At 65.7% G+C, this 17413-nt stretch carries 12 protein-coding genes; 7 read left to right on the forward strand and 5 right to left on the reverse strand.

The window, feature by feature from the left end; all coding sequences use genetic code 11:
- Window positions 1-66 precede the first annotated feature (66 nt).
- The 4 genes from LTT66_RS33575 to LTT66_RS33590 all read right to left on the reverse strand — a co-directional run bounded on the left by LTT66_RS33575 (window position 67) and on the right by LTT66_RS33590 (window position 7805).
- The gene (locus tag LTT66_RS33575) at window positions 67-4860 is read right to left on the reverse strand and encodes a serine protease (RefSeq protein ID WP_233062513.1); all 4794 of its coding nucleotides are present in this window, start codon (window positions 4858-4860) and stop codon (window positions 67-69) included.
- A gap of 5 nt (window positions 4861-4865) precedes the next feature.
- Complete coding sequence (locus tag LTT66_RS33580) at window positions 4866-5255, reverse strand: hypothetical protein (protein WP_233062514.1); 390 nt, start codon at window positions 5253-5255, stop codon at window positions 4866-4868.
- A 728-nt stretch (window positions 5256-5983) separates the two neighbouring features.
- A complete protein-coding gene (locus LTT66_RS33585; RefSeq protein WP_233062515.1) occupies window positions 5984-6634 on the reverse strand; it encodes a histidine phosphatase family protein in 651 nt (216 codons plus the stop codon).
- A 136-nt stretch (window positions 6635-6770) separates the two neighbouring features.
- Complete coding sequence (locus tag LTT66_RS33590; protein ID WP_233062516.1) at window positions 6771-7805, reverse strand: hypothetical protein; 1035 nt, start codon at window positions 7803-7805, stop codon at window positions 6771-6773.
- 450 nt (window positions 7806-8255) lie between these two features.
- Here LTT66_RS33590 and LTT66_RS33595 point away from each other — a divergent pair, with 450 nt between their 5' ends.
- The 4 genes from LTT66_RS33595 (at window position 8256) to LTT66_RS33610 (ending at window position 12550) form a co-directional block, all read left to right on the forward strand.
- Window positions 8256-8744 carry a hypothetical protein gene (locus LTT66_RS33595; RefSeq protein ID WP_233062517.1) on the forward strand — a complete coding sequence of 163 codons (489 nt, stop codon included), beginning with the start codon at window positions 8256-8258 and terminating at the stop codon, window positions 8742-8744.
- Between the two features lie 442 nt (window positions 8745-9186).
- Entirely contained in the window at window positions 9187-9906 is a 720-nt protein-coding gene (locus tag LTT66_RS33600) for a metal-dependent hydrolase (protein WP_233062518.1), read from the forward strand.
- A 352-nt stretch (window positions 9907-10258) separates the two neighbouring features.
- Window positions 10259-11257, forward strand: a complete 999-nt coding sequence (locus tag LTT66_RS33605; protein WP_233062519.1) for an SMP-30/gluconolactonase/LRE family protein — start codon at window positions 10259-10261, stop codon at window positions 11255-11257.
- A 42-nt stretch (window positions 11258-11299) separates the two neighbouring features.
- A complete protein-coding gene (locus tag LTT66_RS33610; RefSeq protein WP_233062520.1) occupies window positions 11300-12550 on the forward strand; it encodes an esterase/lipase family protein in 1251 nt (416 codons plus the stop codon).
- A 45-nt stretch (window positions 12551-12595) separates the two neighbouring features.
- Here LTT66_RS33610 and LTT66_RS33615 read toward each other — a convergent pair whose 3' ends face one another.
- On the reverse strand, window positions 12596-13687 hold the full coding sequence (locus LTT66_RS33615) for a hypothetical protein (RefSeq protein WP_233062521.1): 1092 nt from the start codon (window positions 13685-13687) through the stop codon (window positions 12596-12598).
- Between the two features lie 102 nt (window positions 13688-13789).
- Between LTT66_RS33615 and LTT66_RS33620 the strand changes: the two genes are divergently transcribed.
- From LTT66_RS33620 to prcB, 3 genes are all read left to right on the forward strand, one after another.
- Window positions 13790-14587 (forward strand): HugZ family pyridoxamine 5'-phosphate oxidase, encoded by a 798-nt coding sequence (locus tag LTT66_RS33620; protein ID WP_233062522.1) that lies wholly within the window; start codon window positions 13790-13792, stop codon window positions 14585-14587.
- An 83-nt stretch (window positions 14588-14670) separates the two neighbouring features.
- On the forward strand, window positions 14671-15990 hold the full coding sequence (locus LTT66_RS33625) for a family 1 glycosylhydrolase (RefSeq protein ID WP_233062523.1): 1320 nt from the start codon (window positions 14671-14673) through the stop codon (window positions 15988-15990).
- Between the two features lie 113 nt (window positions 15991-16103).
- The gene (gene prcB, locus LTT66_RS33630; protein ID WP_233062524.1) at window positions 16104-16919 is read left to right on the forward strand and encodes a proteasome subunit beta; all 816 of its coding nucleotides are present in this window, start codon (window positions 16104-16106) and stop codon (window positions 16917-16919) included.
- Window positions 16920-17413: the final 494 nt, after the last annotated feature.

Genomic DNA, 17413 nt, shown 5'->3' on the forward strand with positions numbered 1-17413 from the left:
GCGCACGGGGCGCTGCCGCGCCGCCGGCAGGGACCGCCCGCCCGACTGAGCGGCTGCTTGCTGCCTTCACGCCGTTTGCTGGTTCGTCTCGCCGAAGTCATCCCGTTTCGTCTCCGCACCCTCGTGGTGATTCTGCAATTCCCCATCGTCCGAGCTGGAGTCGGCGTCCTGCTCGTCGGATGAATCCCCGGCCAACGCTTTACACAGCACGTCGACCAAATCATTCGGCCATTTCGCGCGTTCGCCAGTGGTCTTGATGGTTCGCAGGCCCTGCGTTCGCTGCCGGACGGAGGCCAATCCGTGCGATCTAGCCATCAACCTGACAGCGAAGCCGTGCTTCCCGACCATGGCGGCACCCAGGCCGGCATAGAACCAGTGCACAGCGCTGCGAGGTTCGAGGAGCACTCCGAGCCCGGCGGCGTTGTACAGCTGCGTTCCTTCCAGCGCACCCAAATGGTCCTTCTCGAGCTCCCCGACCTCGGATACGTTGCCGAGCAGATGAATCGCAGCATCTGCGCCTCGTGCCATCCCGTACGAGACCACGTAGACATGGCCCTCATACGGCGGCCAGGTACTCACCATGGACGCGGCGAAAGTGAGCAGTGCGCGCGCTTCGGCACAAAGAATGACCTCCCGGTTCTCATGGAGGAACTGCACAGATTCCGCGATCTTCCTGGCTACCGTCTTGTTGACCCACTGGTCGAGAACTTCGGCCAGCGCGCTCAGATGCTGTAGCGGGGTGGTGGTGTCGTCGGGGACCAAGACGGGCAGCTGAACTCTGTCTCGGCGCAGATCTTCCGACAGTCGCTCGATCTCCAACGCACGCACTTCCGGCATGCAGTCTTGGATCAAGCTCTGCATAGCCTCTTCGACGCTCTCGCGGTTCTGATGCCCGCGAGTAGGAGCCAGCACCCACCGGAGCCGGGACCAAACCCGCTTCGTCAAAAGACTATTGACGAACTGCAGTTTGCGACCTCTATCCGCATCCGAGGACCAGGTGACGCCGGCCGCCTTCAACCAGTCCGCATCGACTCGGATTTCATCGTCCGGCAGAGAGTCACGCCGCATCGTCATTTCCGCGGCCCCGGATATCACACCGAGACACGACTCGACGAGGTCCGCCTCGGCTCGCGCGCTCGAAAGCGCATCATGCAGTGCCGAGTAACAGGTCTGAGTGGAATCCACGAGTCCGAGAAGTTCATCCGCCATCTCGATGACACCTCGCTGGGCGAGGTGGATGACAAACGCCGAGCGAAGATATCCGGGTATCCGCTCCTCCAGGATCGGGGCAGCGAGCTTAGCAGCCTTGATCGAGGAGACTCCCGCCATCGCGATCACCGCGATCATTCGGCCTTCCACCCGAAGTGCCGTGGCACGCGACACTTCCCCGACCGCTCGCTGACCGGTCGCCCCGCTGGCAGCCAGCCCGGTACACAACGACATCCACGTATCGTGCCCCCGGTCGAGCCGGGTCAAGAATTCGGCAACAGCCGCGACGGCCTCGTCGACATGCGCGGACGCCAGAGCGACAAGCAACTCGACCTGAAAAACATCCGAGTCCTCGTTCGGGGCGGTCGCCAAGGTGACAACCGCGTCCAACGTCTCGCGGTCCAAGGAAACCTTGTTCTGGATCAACGCGGTCGCGAGTCGGCATCGAACCCAAGTCGGATACCCAGTCGTCAAGACGAGGGACCTCGCCTGTTCGATCTCCTGGCTCTGCTCGGCACGGATGAGCTCGATGAAGTTCCGAACCTTGTAGCCGATCGAGATCCAGCCGACCGACAGTTGATCACGCAGGACCCGAATACCGATCTCGCCGAGCTCAGCGAGCAGCCGTGCGGTCACAGCGCGATCTGTCCAGGCAACGTTGTTGTTGGTCAGGATGTCACGGGCAGTGTCGACCACCGCGAGCTCACCACAGCGCAGCAACGCGTGCACCAGCGGCACCAGCCGGACAGTCGTCAGATTGGGGTCGCTCTTCATCCGCAAACCCAGGGGAACCAAGTCATCCGCACCGCCGGTGATCAGCTCTGCCAGCAACGGAGCACGGACGTTCACATCCCCGAACGCGTCGGCCACCACCGCACGGACATGCGCCACCTCGGCGCCCCCCAGATTGAGCAGCGCCTGACCGGCTCGGATTCGCGGCGCGGGCTGTAAGTCCTGCTGTCTGAGCACACCCAGCACCAACGCAAGGCCACCAGGCGCCTCGACCGGTATCCCGGCGGCGATGTCAGCCTGGTCCGCCGGCCCAACCGAGCGGATGAAACCCATCACGCCGGCAACCGCGTCGTCGGCCCCACTCAGAATGAAAGCGCGCGCCAGAGCAATGCGCGCTGAACCGGTCAGTCCTTGATTATGAATGTTGGCTTTGGTCAGACTCAACCCACTCGCGTCACCCCGCTCGGTCAGCGCCGCGATGAGTGAGAGACGTACCAGCGCCGGAGTGTCCTCATCCATCGCCGCCGCCCTGGCCCGGCTGACAGCCTCCGGAACCTTGCTACGGACCAACGCCGCCAGAGCCTCCACACCCCGGTTCCAGTCGAAAATCCGCAGTGACCCGAGCATTCCGCATACCCGATCAACTACCGCTTCTCGACTTCGCGGCGAAGCCGGATTGGCACCCCGATGGGCCGCCGCCAAGCATCGCGCGGCAATCAGGGTCTGCTCGTTCCATGGATCGTCGTCGACGAGCAACCAACTCAGCAGCGCATCGACGTCTTTGACGCGCTCGGCGACCGCCGGAAAGACCTCACGCCATGCAGGATCGAACCAGCGGTGTTTACCCAGCATCGAATACATCCGCTCCGCGGGCAGATCGCTCAGGTACACGGCCGCGCAGTACTCACCCAGTATGGGATGCGCGAAGCGAACGCCAGGCCGATCCGACCGTCGAGTGTCCGCGACGAGGAGCCCGTCGAACAGGTACTCCCACATCACATGGTCACCCGGAGGCTTCAGATTACTGGCGCGCCGCAGGTCACAATAGGCGTTCCAGCGCGCCTCCGCGTTCACCCGCAGGCGCGCGTAACGCGGGGTCTCTCGAAGTGCATCTTCCAGATCCCCTCGAACGAATCGCTCGGTTCGCGCACGCCACTCATCGGTGATCTGCCCGATGGCCGTAGCCAGCGAGGCCAACCGCATCGCCGCGTCCGGCGGACTGATCGGGTCGAACGCTTGCTGAGCCGCGTTGTCCCGCCACCGGCCGGACAGCATACCCAGCAGCACGGCCTGATAGACAGCGTTCTGTGACGTCGGCAGATCCTCGACATCGCTGACCTCGGCCTCGTGTGTCAGCAGACACAAAAAGCTCGACAACAATGGCACACGAGCCAATATCCGCAGCTCCGGCGATTCGACAAGCTTGGCCTTGAGCGCCAGAGCCTTCTGCGGCGCACGCTCGAACCAGCCCTCGATGAACGACGTGATCTGACTCGGGGCGAAGCCGGTCACCCGGACGTGTAGCGGCTCCTTCAGCACAATCTTCAAGTCCGCGGTCAGACCGGCATCCGGGCGCGAGGACAGCACAACCTGATTTCGCCCCTCGGTCAGGGCCGTCAGCGCTTGCTTGACCGGCTCCTTGCTCGAGCTCGGCAACTCATCGAAGCCATCCAGGCAGACGATCAGCAAGCCGGCTTGATGGGCCACCCTGATCACGGCGGCCGCTTGATCCGAATGCACATCCGACGTGTTGTCCATGTCATTGACGAATGCCTCGATCACCGCTTCCACCGGAGAGTCGGGCGTGTGCCTGAGCGCTTGCGCAAAAGCAGGGCACGTGATCAGCAGGGGAACCTGGACGGCCGCGAATATCCCATCCTCCTGCTCCAACCGGGTCAGTGAATTACGCGCAACAGAGGTGGTGTGCGTCCGAAGCAGCCAACTCTTCCCATAGCCCGGCAGGCCGTGGACGACCACGGCGGGCCACGGACTGCGCAACGGGTTCCACTTGAACGCCGCCTCCGGTGTCGGGCTTGCCTCGTCCACAGCTTTCGGCGTCGTGCTGCGCACCCGAGTGATCTCGGTATCGCTCGCCAACTCGTTGCCACTCAGCGGATAGACCCATGGGGGTTGATGGATCCGGTCGGGCTCGACATCAGAAGGCAGCAAGCTGGAACGCATGTCACTGCGGGCGATGATTGCGCGAAGCACGTCGGCAGTTACCCCGACCAGGTCTGCATCACCGCCACCGTCTCGTGCGAACACCCACCGCCGGTCGACTCTGTGGAACTCCTCGTTCGCCAGCCAGACATCGGGCCAGCGCTCACGAATTTCCGTGGCGGAGACAGCCACTCCGCCCATCGGCCCTTCCCTGCCTCTGCGGGCCTTGACGATTCCGACAACACGCCCCGTAGCACATTCCAGTAGCGGGCCCCCGCTTTGTCCGTCGGTGATCAGGCCATCGGCAACACTGATGAGCGAACCACCCGGTTCGGTGCGAAAGGTCTCGAATCGCAACCGGGTGCTATCCGCGGCGACATCGATGGTCGCTCCGGACGAATACCCCTCAGCGAACATGTCCGGGCTTCTCGTGCAGGTGCCCAGTTGCACGCACGGATGTTTGGGCGCGTCGTCCTCCGACAGCGACAGGAGCGCGAGATCCGGGAGCTCGAAGACACCCTCGCGCGTCGGCCAGTACGGCTCGATCTTCGCGATGGTGACCGGCCCTACCTTCTTGCCGTCCGCCAGGACCACGAACACCTCGTCACGCACACCGGCCAGGACATGAGCTGCCGTGACCACGCTGTTGGGTCCCACGAAGAACCCCGAACCCGCGAATGTGCCGTCAGGGCCGACAATTTGCACGGTACAGGCACGCAGCAGTTGCTCCAGTCCGACGGAGTCGTACGTGACGGGCATCTGAATCAACCCCGCGTGAAAGTGGCTACCACCTGAACCGATGCTTCACCATTGGCGGTGACAAAGGCCTCGATAGCTTTTCCCGCCCCGGTGGTGATCTTCACGCCGAAGGTCAACTGCAACGTGGACAAGCGCAGGGCATCAGCATCTCCCGGATCACGTCCGTCGTCGACTTCGGCCACCACCTGATCGATCAGCTCCGCGACCGTCTTCCCGATGATCTTTCCGCTCATGCGGACCGCCGCCTCGCCAACAACGGTGGCGCCCCGCGCCACTCGATGTCGCGCGACATCGGAATAGCCATCCGACGAGGTCCGGCTGAGCGCTACCACTTCTTCCGACGTTCCGAAAAGTTCGATACCGATCTGCGAGTCACTGCCAGCTGTCGAGCTCATGAAATACCTTTACGGCGAGTTGAATATGATGACAAGAACGTCAGATGCCGTCCGTGAGCTGGGCGGTGCTACTTCATCCGAGTCGATGTCGCCAATTCTATGAACCCGCAGCATCGGACGACAGAATTATGGACGGCAATTATCGACCGTCTCCGAGAATCACCGAGCACCATAGAGCACGAATTCACGTGCGCGAGCAACATATTGCTCGAGACCACCGCACGCACCCCCTGTGCGGGGCACACCCGGGGGAGTCGCCCCCCGAACCGAACCGTGCGGTTTGCGCCGATAAGATCGCCACCGGCCAGATGCCCCGATAGCCGGAGGTCGCTCGAGACGTTCACCGATCGTCACAGCAGGGTCGCGCGCAGTTCCACTCAGGCAAGAGCCCGTGCCCCATGATTCGTCACAGTGACGTTTGCGTGCTTCCACCGAGGCGCAGCCAGGAGAGCGAGGTCTAGGAAAATTCCAAGATTGATCAATCGAAGGTAGAAACACCGAAAAATTTCCACCAAACGGACAAAGCGCCGATTGGAGGCGTGACAACAGAATCACCACCCAGGCGTCGAGCCGGAACCGATCCAGCTCGGCACGCCGGCCCACGAACACGAAGAGCGGCAACGACATACAGCACATATCCGCTCCGCCGACCCGCGCCGAATTTCCGCCGATAATCAACATTATGTCAACTAGAGCGTCGGACGGGCTGCCGGACCCTTCCCCGCGGCTCACTCATCGCGCGAGCCGGTCCCAGTGCTGAGGTGAGACGTCTCGGCGAGACCGAGCATCGTGCGGTTGCGCCAGTAGTCGTCGTGCCGCAGATGCGTGATCGCGCCGGGCTCGGTCGCGAAAGACGCGAAGCCGACTGCCTCGACCGGGATCATCATCCATGTGGTGATGACGAACGTCAGCGCGTAACCGTGCGTCACGACGATATGGTCATGCTCTGTGTCGGCAATCAATTCGTGGACGCACCCACCCACCCGGGTCGCGACCTCCCGCCGTGTCTCGGCGCCAGGAACAGGTCCGCGATGATCGAGGCGATCATGATCGGGTGCGGGTACTTGACGCTGGGCAAGCCACGCGTTCGGCCGCCCACCCGCTTCCCCGAAGCTGATCTCCCGCAGCCGCTGATCCGGCGTCACCGGAACGCCTAGTGCCGTCGCCAGAATGCGGGCCGTCTCGGTACAACGGGCGAGATCGGAGGTCGTGATCCGGATCGGCCGCGACGCGCCGTCACGTCGGCGGGCCAACTCTTCGGCTATCCGGTGGGCGTCACGCCGACCCCGCGCCGTCAGCTTCGAGTCGTACCAGCCGCCGACGAGATCGCGTTCGGTGTGCTCCGCGTGCGGGTGACTCACCACATAAAGGTCCTGCATGCCACTCCCCTTGGCTCGCTACCCGAGACCCGGCCCGGATCCTCTCGCGGCTCACCATATCGTCACCGAACCGCACGTTCCCGCCTCGACGCCAGGCCCATCCCCGAAACACGGCCTGGCGCCAAGCCATCCGAACTCAGGCCAAGGTGTCGGCGAGTTCCGCGTGCAGATCGAACAAGGCGGGGATTTGATCCGCTGGCCGGCGGCCCATGCCGCACTCGGTGGCGATGCCGAACTCCGCGATCGTGCGGCGGGCGGTTTCGATGCGCTGGAGTGCGCCCGCACGGCCGTCGGTGGCGTGGACCAGGCCGAGGTGCAGATCCGTTTCCGGTGGAAGAGCGAGGTCGGCAAGCGGTGCGAAGTATTCGGCGTCGGTGCGCGAGCGCGGGACCGGCAGGTGAATCCAATTGACCGGACGATCCAGCCCCGCCAGAACGCGACCGGCGACAGCCGCGAGCCGGCCGGTGTCGGAGGGCTCCGCGAAATGACGATGACCGAAATCGCCGTAGCAGAGGTGATAGCCGAGTTCGACGGGCTCGGGCACCGCAGCGCCCAGCCGTACGAGCCGCTGCCCTACTTCCTCCAGCTGCGTCGGGTAGTCGGACCCGAACCAGGAAGGAAAGATGCCCTCGAAGATGGCGAACTCGACCGCGGCATCCCATTGCACCGCAAGGTCATCCGGCGGAATCGCAGCGATGATGACACCGAGTTCATCGAGCAGCCGCGCTTCGTATCTGCGCTCCAACTCCCCCTGCGGCCCAGCGACGAACGCCCCGATCACCGCGATAGGCGTAGGCAAGCTGACCTGGAACCGGGTGCCCGCCGGGATCGTGCCCTCCTCGCGCAGCTCACGGAACACCTGCCAGGAGTCGAGGGCGGCCTCCGCGTAACCCAGCGGACCGAAGTCGATCGATGCCGCGTCCACGCCGGGCTTGGGTTGCACCCGTTCACTCGGCCCGTACTCCGGGCTCGGCGGCGGAACGGTTTCCAGGTCCGGATGCGCCTGCATCTTGGGCAGCTGCCACACCACCCAGTTGTCGCGCACTCCGGTCTCACCGTCCGGAATACGCTTCAGATGCGTCCCGATTCGCTGCGCCGCCTCCGAGAAGACCGTCCGCGCATCCGCCAATGGGACACTGCCGCACAGATGAACTCCACGCCCCTTACCCACCGCAACCTCCTACCCATGGCCTATCACCGGTCGAGCCGACCTGGTCGAAACCAGACGGTTGCCACGTATCCACGTCGAGCCTGGAGTGCGCAGCAGGCAATTGATCAGCTCGCGTTACGCGATGCAGCGTAGGCGCGAATCACCGCGCCAGATCCCCACCACTGGGAAATCCTCAGCGACCAGTTCACCGGCCGAGCCGACGCTGCCGCGGCGACCGAACTCCCCGCCGCCGATCCGGTCGATTGGTTGCGTGTGTGCGGTAGCCATCTGAGCGGATCCGCGCTTCGACAGGGACTCCGTCGCAGCGACTCCACCTTGCCGATCACCGCGACCGACAACAACAATCACGCCATTCGTCGGCCCGAGGCTCTCGGCTGTTCTGGAGGTTAAGTCACCATCTGCGAACTACTCGTCCTCGTCAACGGCCTGCCTGGCTCCGGGAAATCCACCTTGGCTCCGGCATTGGCGCGAGAACTGGGCGCGCATTTGATCACCAAAGATGCCATCAAGGAGGCGCTGAGCGCCGGACTCGACCACGGCTCCGTCCCACCGAATATCGGCGCGATCGCGATGGAAGCGGCATGGGCGCTCGCCGCCGCGCTATCCGGTGTCGTACTGGTAGACTCGTGGTGGTTCAAACCCCGGGACACCCGGTACGCCGCCGCGGGCATCGCGACTTCCGGCGCGACCCGAACCGTGGAGGTCTGGTGTGCGGTTCCCTCGGAACTCGCCCGTGCGCGATACCGCGGTCGTACGCGCGCGGCCCTGTACCACGACGACGCCCACCTCGCCCACGACTGGGACCGCTGGGCGCGACTGGCCGAGCCGCTCGCCCTCACACCGGTCGTCGTCGTCGACACCACCGTGCCGGTCGACTGCCCGGAACTCGCGCGGCAGGTGATGGCTGCGGCCACCGTCGCAATCGATGACGTTCTCTAGACCAAAGCATTTGCCGCGCACAGCTGTACGCCCCATCGCGCGGAATCCCTACGACCCTAGGTTTCAAGGCGCGCACCGAGTCCCACCACCGTCTCGCGACGGATGACGAGTACTCCAGCCCGGGTCCACCCGTGCTGTCCTTGTGGTTTTTGTATTGTCCGGGTCGTTGTAGGCGAGTGTTCAAGTAGAGGTATAGATGCATATATACGCACAGCAGCGTATCGCAATCATTCACACCATATCTGCGACACCGCTGAGTCGACCTCCCTCCGAGAAGCACCGCACAGCGGTGGCTGGTATCGGCGCGCAGATTCATCGTCCGCACAGCACCCCGAGCTCGCGCCGGTACCCGAGCACTCCCCTACCCAACCGCCGGTTCTCCTCGGTTTTCGCACCCCACAACCGTATTCGCCTACCGATAGGAAGCTGAACTAACGTTCGAATGGTGCTTGGACATTCACATGCGACCAGTGGCGCGCTGGCCTGGTCTGCGGCAGCGGCGACGCTGCCGGTAACGATCTTGACCTATCCGGCTCTACAGGATGCGACGGGGCGCCTGGGCACCGTCGATCTTTTGCTGGGAGTTTTTCTCACGGCCGGGGCCGCGCTGCTGCCCGATGCGGACCACCCGGACGGGACGATCTCGCACACGCTGGGTCCGATCACGCACACCGCATGCAAGCTCATCTCATGGGCTTCGGGCGGCCACCGCGGCGCCACCCACTCCCTGGCCTTCGTCGCGGCCGCGGCCTACGGCACCTGGGCAGGCGAGCACTGGCTCGGGCGCTGGTTCACGCTGAGCCTGGTCTTCTTCCTACTGGCTCTCGCCGTGCGCGCCCTGCACCTGTGCCCCTCCGGCAACAACTTCAAGGCGTGGGGGCCGATCGTGGTCCTCGCTTCCGCCGGCACGTTCGCGATGGAGCACTGGATCGCCGACAAGCCGGTCTGGCTTCCCTTCGCCGTCGGACTGGGCGCCTTGGCCCACCTGATCGGTGATTGCCTCACCGATCGCGGCTGCCGCCTGTTCTGGCCCTTCGGTCTCCGGGTCCGATTCCCCCTCATCGATCGCACCGGGAACTTGGTCGAAACACTTGTCGTGGCGCCATTGTTCACGCTCGGAACGCTCGCCATCCTTTGGTACACCATCACCCACCAGCCCTGACAGTCGCCGCGCTGCTGCCGACCTCCGATGCCCCGGCGAGATGATCACCGCCGACTCGCAGACCCGGCAGCAGCGCCGACCAGCTCGTCCGCCGAGACCCATCTCGCCAGCCCCTCCCCTGGTTTCCATGCTGTTGTTGAATCGGCATGTTGTCGATTGGCGATCGCGGGTGGATTTGGTGATATATGAGTAGATGCGCATATCTACGTAAGACAATGTATTGTAGCTGGGTAGGCAGGGGCAGCATCAATGACCCGCTCGGGCTCCGCTACCTGCCTCAGACGTATTCCACTCGCCTATCCCGCACCGTTTCTCACCGGAACTCCGCACTCCTCCGGCTACCCTGATGGCCATGCTCGCCTCGACAATGCGGCCGCAGCGTTGGACGCCACCGCCCTCCCCTGCCCGCGCTCGCCGAACTCGCAGCACCCCACCCCTTCCCGAGCTCAGGCGTCTCGAATTGCCGGGCAACGGCCCGGAGGATGTCGTGCTCTCCCCCGACGGCAGGATCATCGCGGGCATCGAGAGTGGCGCGATTCTCAGCATCGATCCGGCGACCGGTGATGTACGCGAGCTCGCGAACACCGGCGGCCGCCCGCTCGGCCTGCACGCGGACGCCGACGGACGTGTGCTGATCTGCGATTTCGAGCGCGGACTGCTCGAGCTGGACACCGACGGACGCCTGGCCGTCCTGGTCGACGAGATCGAGGGCGAGCGCCTGCGATTCGCCAGTAATGTCGTGCGCGACGTGGACGGCACGATCTACTTCTCGGCGTCGTCGCGCCGGTACGCACTCGACGAATACATGGGCGACCTCCTGGAGCACTCGGGCACCGGCCGCCTGTTCCGCCGCGACCCCGCGGGCAAGGTGGAGACGCTGATCGATGATCTGCAGTTCGCCAACGGTGTTGTTGTGGCGCCCGACCGTTCCTGCGTGGTCGTCGCGGAAACCGGCGGGTACCGGCTGACGCGCTACTGGCTGACCGGCCCCGAGGCGGGCACGCAGGAACGGCTGATCGAGAACTTGCCCGGCTTTCCCGACAACCTCGGCCTGGGCAGCGACGGCCTGATCTGGGTCACCCTTCCGTCACCGCGGAATCCGTTGCTGGACCGGCTTCTTCCGTTGCCCGGCATTCTCCGGCGCATCGTGTGGACGCTGCCGGAGTGGGTGCAGCCGAAGCCGGCTCGGACGGTGTGGGTGCTGGCGGTGAATTTCGAGGGCGAGATCGTGCACGACCTTCAAGTCGAAGGCACCGACTATTCGTTGGTGACCGGTGTGGTCGAGCAGGATGGTGTGCTGTATCTGGGCAGCCTCACCGAGTCCGCGGTGGCGGTATCGCGGGTGCCATAGGGTTCCCGCACTCAATTCAGTGAACACTTGTACACTGAACCCATGACGAACGACGTACGCCAACGGCAGGCGGAGGTCAGGGCGCTGGCCCGGCTCGCCGGTGACGAACTCGGCGGCGCTGTCGAAGGGATCGCGGCGGTGCACCGGGCGATCGCGCACCGCGTGTTCGCCGCGGCGCGCTGGGGCGTGGGACCGGCGGCGGCTCCGGTCGAGCTGATGCACGATGTGATCGCCGAGGGCGTCTACCGGGTGGTCAGCGGGTCGGCGGTGGCGGCGGGAATGGTCGCGGAGCGAACCGCGGATCTGCCCGGCGCCGTGCCTTCACGCACGGTGTACGGCTCGGGGATCCTCGCCGCCCTGCAAGGTTTGATCGGTGACGATCTCGAGCGGACCCGACCGATACTGGCGGGGCCGATGTCCTTTCGTGTCGACGGCGCTCCCGTGCGCGCCGAGCTGGTCGGTGCGCGGATCCGGCGGCCCGGTTCGCATGTCGTGGTCTTCTTGCACGGGTTGGTGGAGACCGAGCATGCGTGGCGTTTCGGCGGCGGTTCGACTTACGCCGAGCGATTGGAGTCGGACACCGAGTGCACGGCGTTGCACGTCCGGTACAACTCCGGTCTGCACATCTCGGAGAACGCCGGGCAGTTCAGTGAGCTGATGCGGTGTCTGGTCGAGCGGTGGCCGGTGCCGATCGAGCGGGTGTCGCTGGTGGGTCATTCGATGGGTGGGCTGGTCGCGCGCGGTGCGTGCTTCCAGGCGGCTGAGGCGGGGCTGCCGTGGGTGCGGTTGGTGCGAGAGGTGGTGTGCCTCGGTTCACCTCATCTGGGCGCGCCGCTGGAGCAGTTGGTGCACTACGCGTCGGCGGCGCTGGTGCGGGTGCCGGAGACCCGACCGTTCGGGCGTCTGCTGCGTCGGCGCAGTGCGGGTATCCGGGACCTGCGGGACGGTTCCCTGGTGGACGAGGATTGGCGGGATCTGGACGTGGACGCGCTGCGTCGCCGGGTGGTCCGCGAGGTTCCGCTGCTGGCGGGTGCGAAGCACTATTTCGTGACCGCCATTGTCACGCGTAGTCCGCGGCATCCGCTGGGCCGCGTGGTCGGTGACGGGCTGGTTCTCACGCCGAGCGGCTCGGGTCGTGGTCGCGCCCGTCGCATCGGTTTCGACGTCGATCACGGCATGCATCTCGCGTCGGCGCATCACTTCACGTTGCTCAATCATGAGGCGGTGTACCGCGCCCTGCGCGGCTGGCTGGCTCCCGGAGCGGCCGGCCTCGCCGAGGAGGCCGCCCACTGAACTGTTGCGGGCGGGACAGGGCGCGGCCATGTCCCGCCCGTGGGCTCAGAGGAGGTCTTCGGGGTCGGCGTCGGCTTCGACGCGGACGTCTTCGGCGAAGCGGCTTTCGGCATCGTCGTGGTCGGTGTGGGCCGCGTAGAGAAGCAGGCAGCCGCGGATGCCGTCGAGGAGGTCTTCGAGGAGGTCGAGGGCGGGGCGGGCGGGGTCGAGGCGGCTGATGCGGAAGCCGGCGAGCATGGCCTCGCGGGTGTCGGCGTCGACGCCGAATCGGTGGGCCTGCGCTTCCATTTCGGCGACGCGGGCGACGAGGGTCCACGGGGCCGGGATGCGGCCTTCGTGCACGGCCATCGCTTCGGCGATCAGGTCGAGGACGACTTCGGTCGGGGTGTCGCCCGCGGCGAGGCGTTCGAGGACGAGGGTGGGTGTCTCGACTTGGAGTGCTTCGATCTCGTCGGCTTCGGCGACGACGTCGGTGGTGGGTACGTTGGCGGCTTCTCCGGCGACTTCGGCGGCGGCGTAGAGCCAGTGCGCGGCGGCGACGGAGGCGGAGGCGGGGTCGAGTTCGGTGAACAGTTCGATGCTGCCGAGCGGGTCGGTGCGCAGGAGCGCGTCGGCGGCGTGGACCTGGGCCGGGGAGACGTCGGGGCGGGACAGTTCGACGGCTTGGCGGGCGCGACCGGAGAGGTCGCCGCGTTCGGCGGATTCGATGGCTTCCTGTTCGGTGCGGACTTCGGCGGCGACGGTGTCGCGCAGGGCGTCGTCGTCGATGTCGTGCAGGGTGCGTCCGATGCGGTGGGCGGATTCGACGACGCCGCTGTAGGAGACGAGCAGTCCTTCGTCGGTGGGCAGGTTGGGGCTGCGCAGGCCGGTTTCGACCTCCTTGAAGTTGCGGCGTTCCTCGGCGCGGCGCCATGCCTCGCTGTTGGGGACGTCGGGGTCGCCCGCGGCGCTGGCGGGATGGGTGTAGGTGCGCCATTGGAAGCGCGAGAGGGTGGTGAGGTTCGACGCCAGATCGGTTGCCTGGTCCGTGGTCACCTGCGGAGGCAGGGTGGCCACCGTCTGGGCGAGGTCGCCTCGTCCGGTCGCCCAGGTGGCGACGAGGGCGGCGCGGTCGGCATCGAATGCGTATCTGGTCACCTTGGCCAGTCTGGTCGATCGGCGGCGTCCGCGCTCGGCCAATTGATGCGCAGGTGTGATGAGGTGCGGCGTTTCGCGGGGACGCGCTGGCAGGATGGGGGCATGACTGTCGATCATGGTGATCCCGGCGACGGGCCCTCGGTGCCGCCGCCGCTCGCGCCGGTGCTGCATCCGGCTCGTCCGTCGGCGGCGGAGGAGGCGAGAACCGTTGCGGCGGCGTCGAATACCGCGACGCTGGCCAGTCTCGCCGAGGATGGTTCGCCGTGGGCGTCGCTGGTGACGTACGGGTTGCTGGAGGGGCAGCCGGTGTTGTGTGTGTCGCGGCTGGCCGAGCACGGGCGCAATCTGGCCGCGGACGGTCGGGCGAGTGTGGCGGTGGTGGCGCCGGATCCGCCTGCGGATCCGTTGGCGGGTGCCAGGGTCACGCTGGCGGGGGTGGTGGAGCGTCCGGTGGGTGCGGAGGCGGTGGCGGCGCGGGAGGCGTATCTGGCGGCGGTCGCGGCGGGGCGGATGTACATCGATTACAGCGACTTCTCGTTGTGGGTGTTGCGGGTGCGGCGGGTGCGCTGGGTGGGTGGGTATGGGCGGATGGATTCGGCGAGCGCGCAGGAGTATGCGGCGGCGGAGCCGGATCCGGTGTTGCCGGTGGCGGCTCGGGCGGTGGCGCATCTCAACGACGATCACGCCGAGGCGTTGCTGGGTATGGCGCGGCGGCTGGGTGGATATCCCGACGCCACGGAGGCGAGTTGTGAGCGCGCCGACCGTTACGGCTTGGATTTGCGGGTGGTGACGCCGCGGGGTGTGGCGCGCACGAGGGTGGGGTATGCGGCGCGGCTCGATGGGGTCGAGCAGTTGCGGGCGGCGACGGTGGAGTTGGCGCGGCGGGCGCGGGCGGAGTGAGAGCGGAATCGTGACGATGGTGCGACCGGCGACACGCGGACTGCTGCCAGGGAAGCCAGCAATTTGACAGTTACGCTACGGCGATGCGTATACGCACTGGGCGGCGCGGGTTCGCCGCGCTGTCGGCCGCTGCGGCGATGCTGATGACTTCGGGTGTTTCCGCTGCTCAGCCGAGCCGGGAGTTGCCTGCGTTCGGTGCGGACTTTCTGTGGGGTGTGTCGTCGTCGGGGTTTCAGTCCGAAGGGCATGCGCCCGACAGCAACTGGTCGCGTTATATCGAGTCGGGCGCGACGGCGGATCCGTATCGCGATTCGGTGGATTTCGCGCGCCACTACATCGGTGATGTCGAGCTGGCGGCGCGTCTGGGTGTGCGGGTCTACCGGGTGGGTATCGAGTGGGCGCGGTTGCAGCCCGCGCCGCATGCCTGGGACGAGGCGGCGTTCGGGTTCTACGACAACGTGATCGCGCGGATTGTCGCGGCGGGGATGCGGCCGATGCTGACTTTGGACCATTGGGTGTATCCGGGGTGGGCGTTGGACCGTGGCGGGTGGCGTAATCCGGGCATGGTGGCGGATTGGCTGGCGAACATGCGCAAGGTGGTGCACCGGTATTCCTCGCGTGATCCGTTGTGGGTGACGTTCAACGAGCCTGCCGCGTATGTCGGCACCGAGTTGCGCACCGGTGGGATCAGTGTCGAGGAGGCGCCGGTGATGGTGGATCACATCGCGCAGGCGCACAACGAGATCTACGACGTCATTCATAGCGCTCGGCCGGGTGCGCAGGTGACGAGCAATCTGGGCTATGTGGCGGGTGCGGAGACGGAGGTCAATCAGCCGATCGTGGATCGGATCTCGGCGAAGTTGGACTTCATCGGTGTCGATTACTATTTCGCTCCGCTGCCGCAGGCCGGGGAGTCGGCGCAGGGCGGTGCGGAGGGTGGTCCCGCGATGTGGGAGCTGCCGGTGCATCCGGAGGGTATCTACTACGCGTTGCGGCATTACGCGCGTCAGTTCCCGGATCGTCCGCTGTATGTCGTGGAGAACGGTCTTCCGACGGAGAACGGGCAGGTCCGGCCGGATGGTTATACCCGGGCCGATCACTTGCGGGACACGGTGTATTGGCTGCAGCGGGCGAAGGCGGACGGGATGAACGTCATCGGCTACAACTATTGGAGTCTGACCGACAATTACGAGTGGGGTTCTTACGCGCCGCGGTTCGGGCTCTACACGGTGGATGTGCTGACCGATCCGACGTTGCGGCGCCGCCCGACCGACGCGGTCGGGGCCTATGCGGATTTGATCCGCGCGGGTGGTGTGCGGCCCGGTTATCAGCCGACGCGGGCTCCGGTCCCCTGTGTTCAGATCGATGCACCGGAGATCTGCACCGGGGATGGCCCGGCCTGAGCGACGGCGCTGGGCGATGGTGGTTGCCGCCGCGAGGGGGGGTGTTCCGGTAACGTCGGCTCGAGAGCATGTCGTTCGCGGGGTGGTGCACGCTCCGCCCGGAAAGGTGATTCATGACGACCGACAGTCACCTGCCGCTCGGCTTGGAGTACCCGGCGGCGTCCTTCTCGGAGTATCTGCGCCGTTACGCGCCGCAGTTGTTGCCCGATCAGGGCTTCGGCGCCGGTGGTGGCGTGGCGCCGCACGGGACGACGATCGTCGCGATCAGTTATCACGGTGGTGTGCTGGTGGCCGGTGACCGGCGGGGCACGATGGCGAATCTGGTGGCGACGCGGGATATGCAGAAGGTCTTCGTCACCGATACGTATTCGGCGGCCGGTTTCGCGGGCACGGTGGGGATGGCGTTGGAGATGATCCGGTTGTTCGCGGTGGAGCTCGAGCACTACGAGAAGATCGAGGGGGCTGCGCTGACGTTCGACGGCAAGGCCACGAAGTTGTCGGCGATGGTGCGCGCCAATCTGCCTGCGGCGCTGCAGGGTATGGCGGTGGTTCCGCTGCTGGTCGGCTATGACCCGGATGCCGCGGACCCGCGGCGGGCGGGGCGGATCGTGTCGTACGACGCGGTGGGTAGCCGGCACGAGGAGCGTTTCGGTTACACCGCTGTCGGGTCGGGGTCGGTGTTCGCGGAGTCGTCGTTGAAGAAGACCTATCGCCGCGATATCGATGCGCAAGGGGCGCTGCGTCTGGCGGTGGAGGCGCTGTTCGACGCGGCCGATGACGATACCGCGACGGGCGGTCCGGATCTGCTGCGCGAGATCTACCCGACCGCGGTGCTGGTCGACGCCGAAGGTGCGGTGGAGGTTCCGGACGAGAGTCTGGCGGAGATCGCCCGTGTCGTCGTCGACGCGCGTGCGTCGGCGGGGCGTTGAGCAGCGGGGTTCCGCCTCTGGTACTGCGCCGGTCCGGAAGGTGTGGTCGGATGTGGCTTCCGGAGCGGGGAAATATGTTCGCGCCCGGCCCGAAGGACTGATCCGCTGAGGGTGTCGAAATCAGGGCTGCACGGGTGGGATTCGGGATATCCGGCCGGGATTCGTGCGCGTGTGGCGGAGATTTGTGACCGAAATCCCACTGCGCACATGTTAAGCGTGTCACAGCAATTGGCGGGGGCCTGGTTCGGCAATGGTGCGGTGAAACGGCAAAGGCCGAGGCCAACGCGATGGGCAAAATGTTACTCATCGGTTGGGTCGCTTTCCGCTCGTATGCCGCTGGAGCTGCGGTGATGTGTGGGACATCGATCACGCTTGCCCACGGTCGCGGCGGTGCATACGGTGATTTTCGTCGATGGTCGATGACGCCCGTATCGAATTACACCTCATTCATGTGTCGCGATTTCGACCCCTGGGCAATTTCACTGTTATTGCGT

This window comes from Nocardia gipuzkoensis (genome assembly GCF_021183645.1).
Taxonomy (GTDB): domain Bacteria; phylum Actinomycetota; class Actinomycetes; order Mycobacteriales; family Mycobacteriaceae; genus Nocardia; species Nocardia abscessus.

Coding starts and splice junctions, on each gene's coding strand:
- LTT66_RS33580 (WP_233062514.1), bottom strand. CDS start 5,255: ATGAGCTCGACAGCTGGCAGTGACTCGCAGATCGGTATCGAACTTTTC.
- LTT66_RS33575 (WP_233062513.1), bottom strand. CDS start 4,860: ATGCCCGTCACGTACGACTCCGTCGGACTGGAGCAACTGCTGCGTGCC.
- LTT66_RS33605 (WP_233062519.1), top strand. CDS start 10,259: ATGCTCGCCTCGACAATGCGGCCGCAGCGTTGGACGCCACCGCCCTCC.
- LTT66_RS33625 (WP_233062523.1), top strand. CDS start 14,671: ATGCGTATACGCACTGGGCGGCGCGGGTTCGCCGCGCTGTCGGCCGCT.
- prcB (WP_233062524.1), top strand. CDS start 16,104: ATGACGACCGACAGTCACCTGCCGCTCGGCTTGGAGTACCCGGCGGCG.
- LTT66_RS33610 (WP_233062520.1), top strand. CDS start 11,300: ATGACGAACGACGTACGCCAACGGCAGGCGGAGGTCAGGGCGCTGGCC.
- LTT66_RS33585 (WP_233062515.1), bottom strand. CDS start 6,634: ATGCAGGACCTTTATGTGGTGAGTCACCCGCACGCGGAGCACACCGAA.
- LTT66_RS33620 (WP_233062522.1), top strand. CDS start 13,790: ATGACTGTCGATCATGGTGATCCCGGCGACGGGCCCTCGGTGCCGCCG.
- LTT66_RS33600 (WP_233062518.1), top strand. CDS start 9,187: ATGGTGCTTGGACATTCACATGCGACCAGTGGCGCGCTGGCCTGGTCT.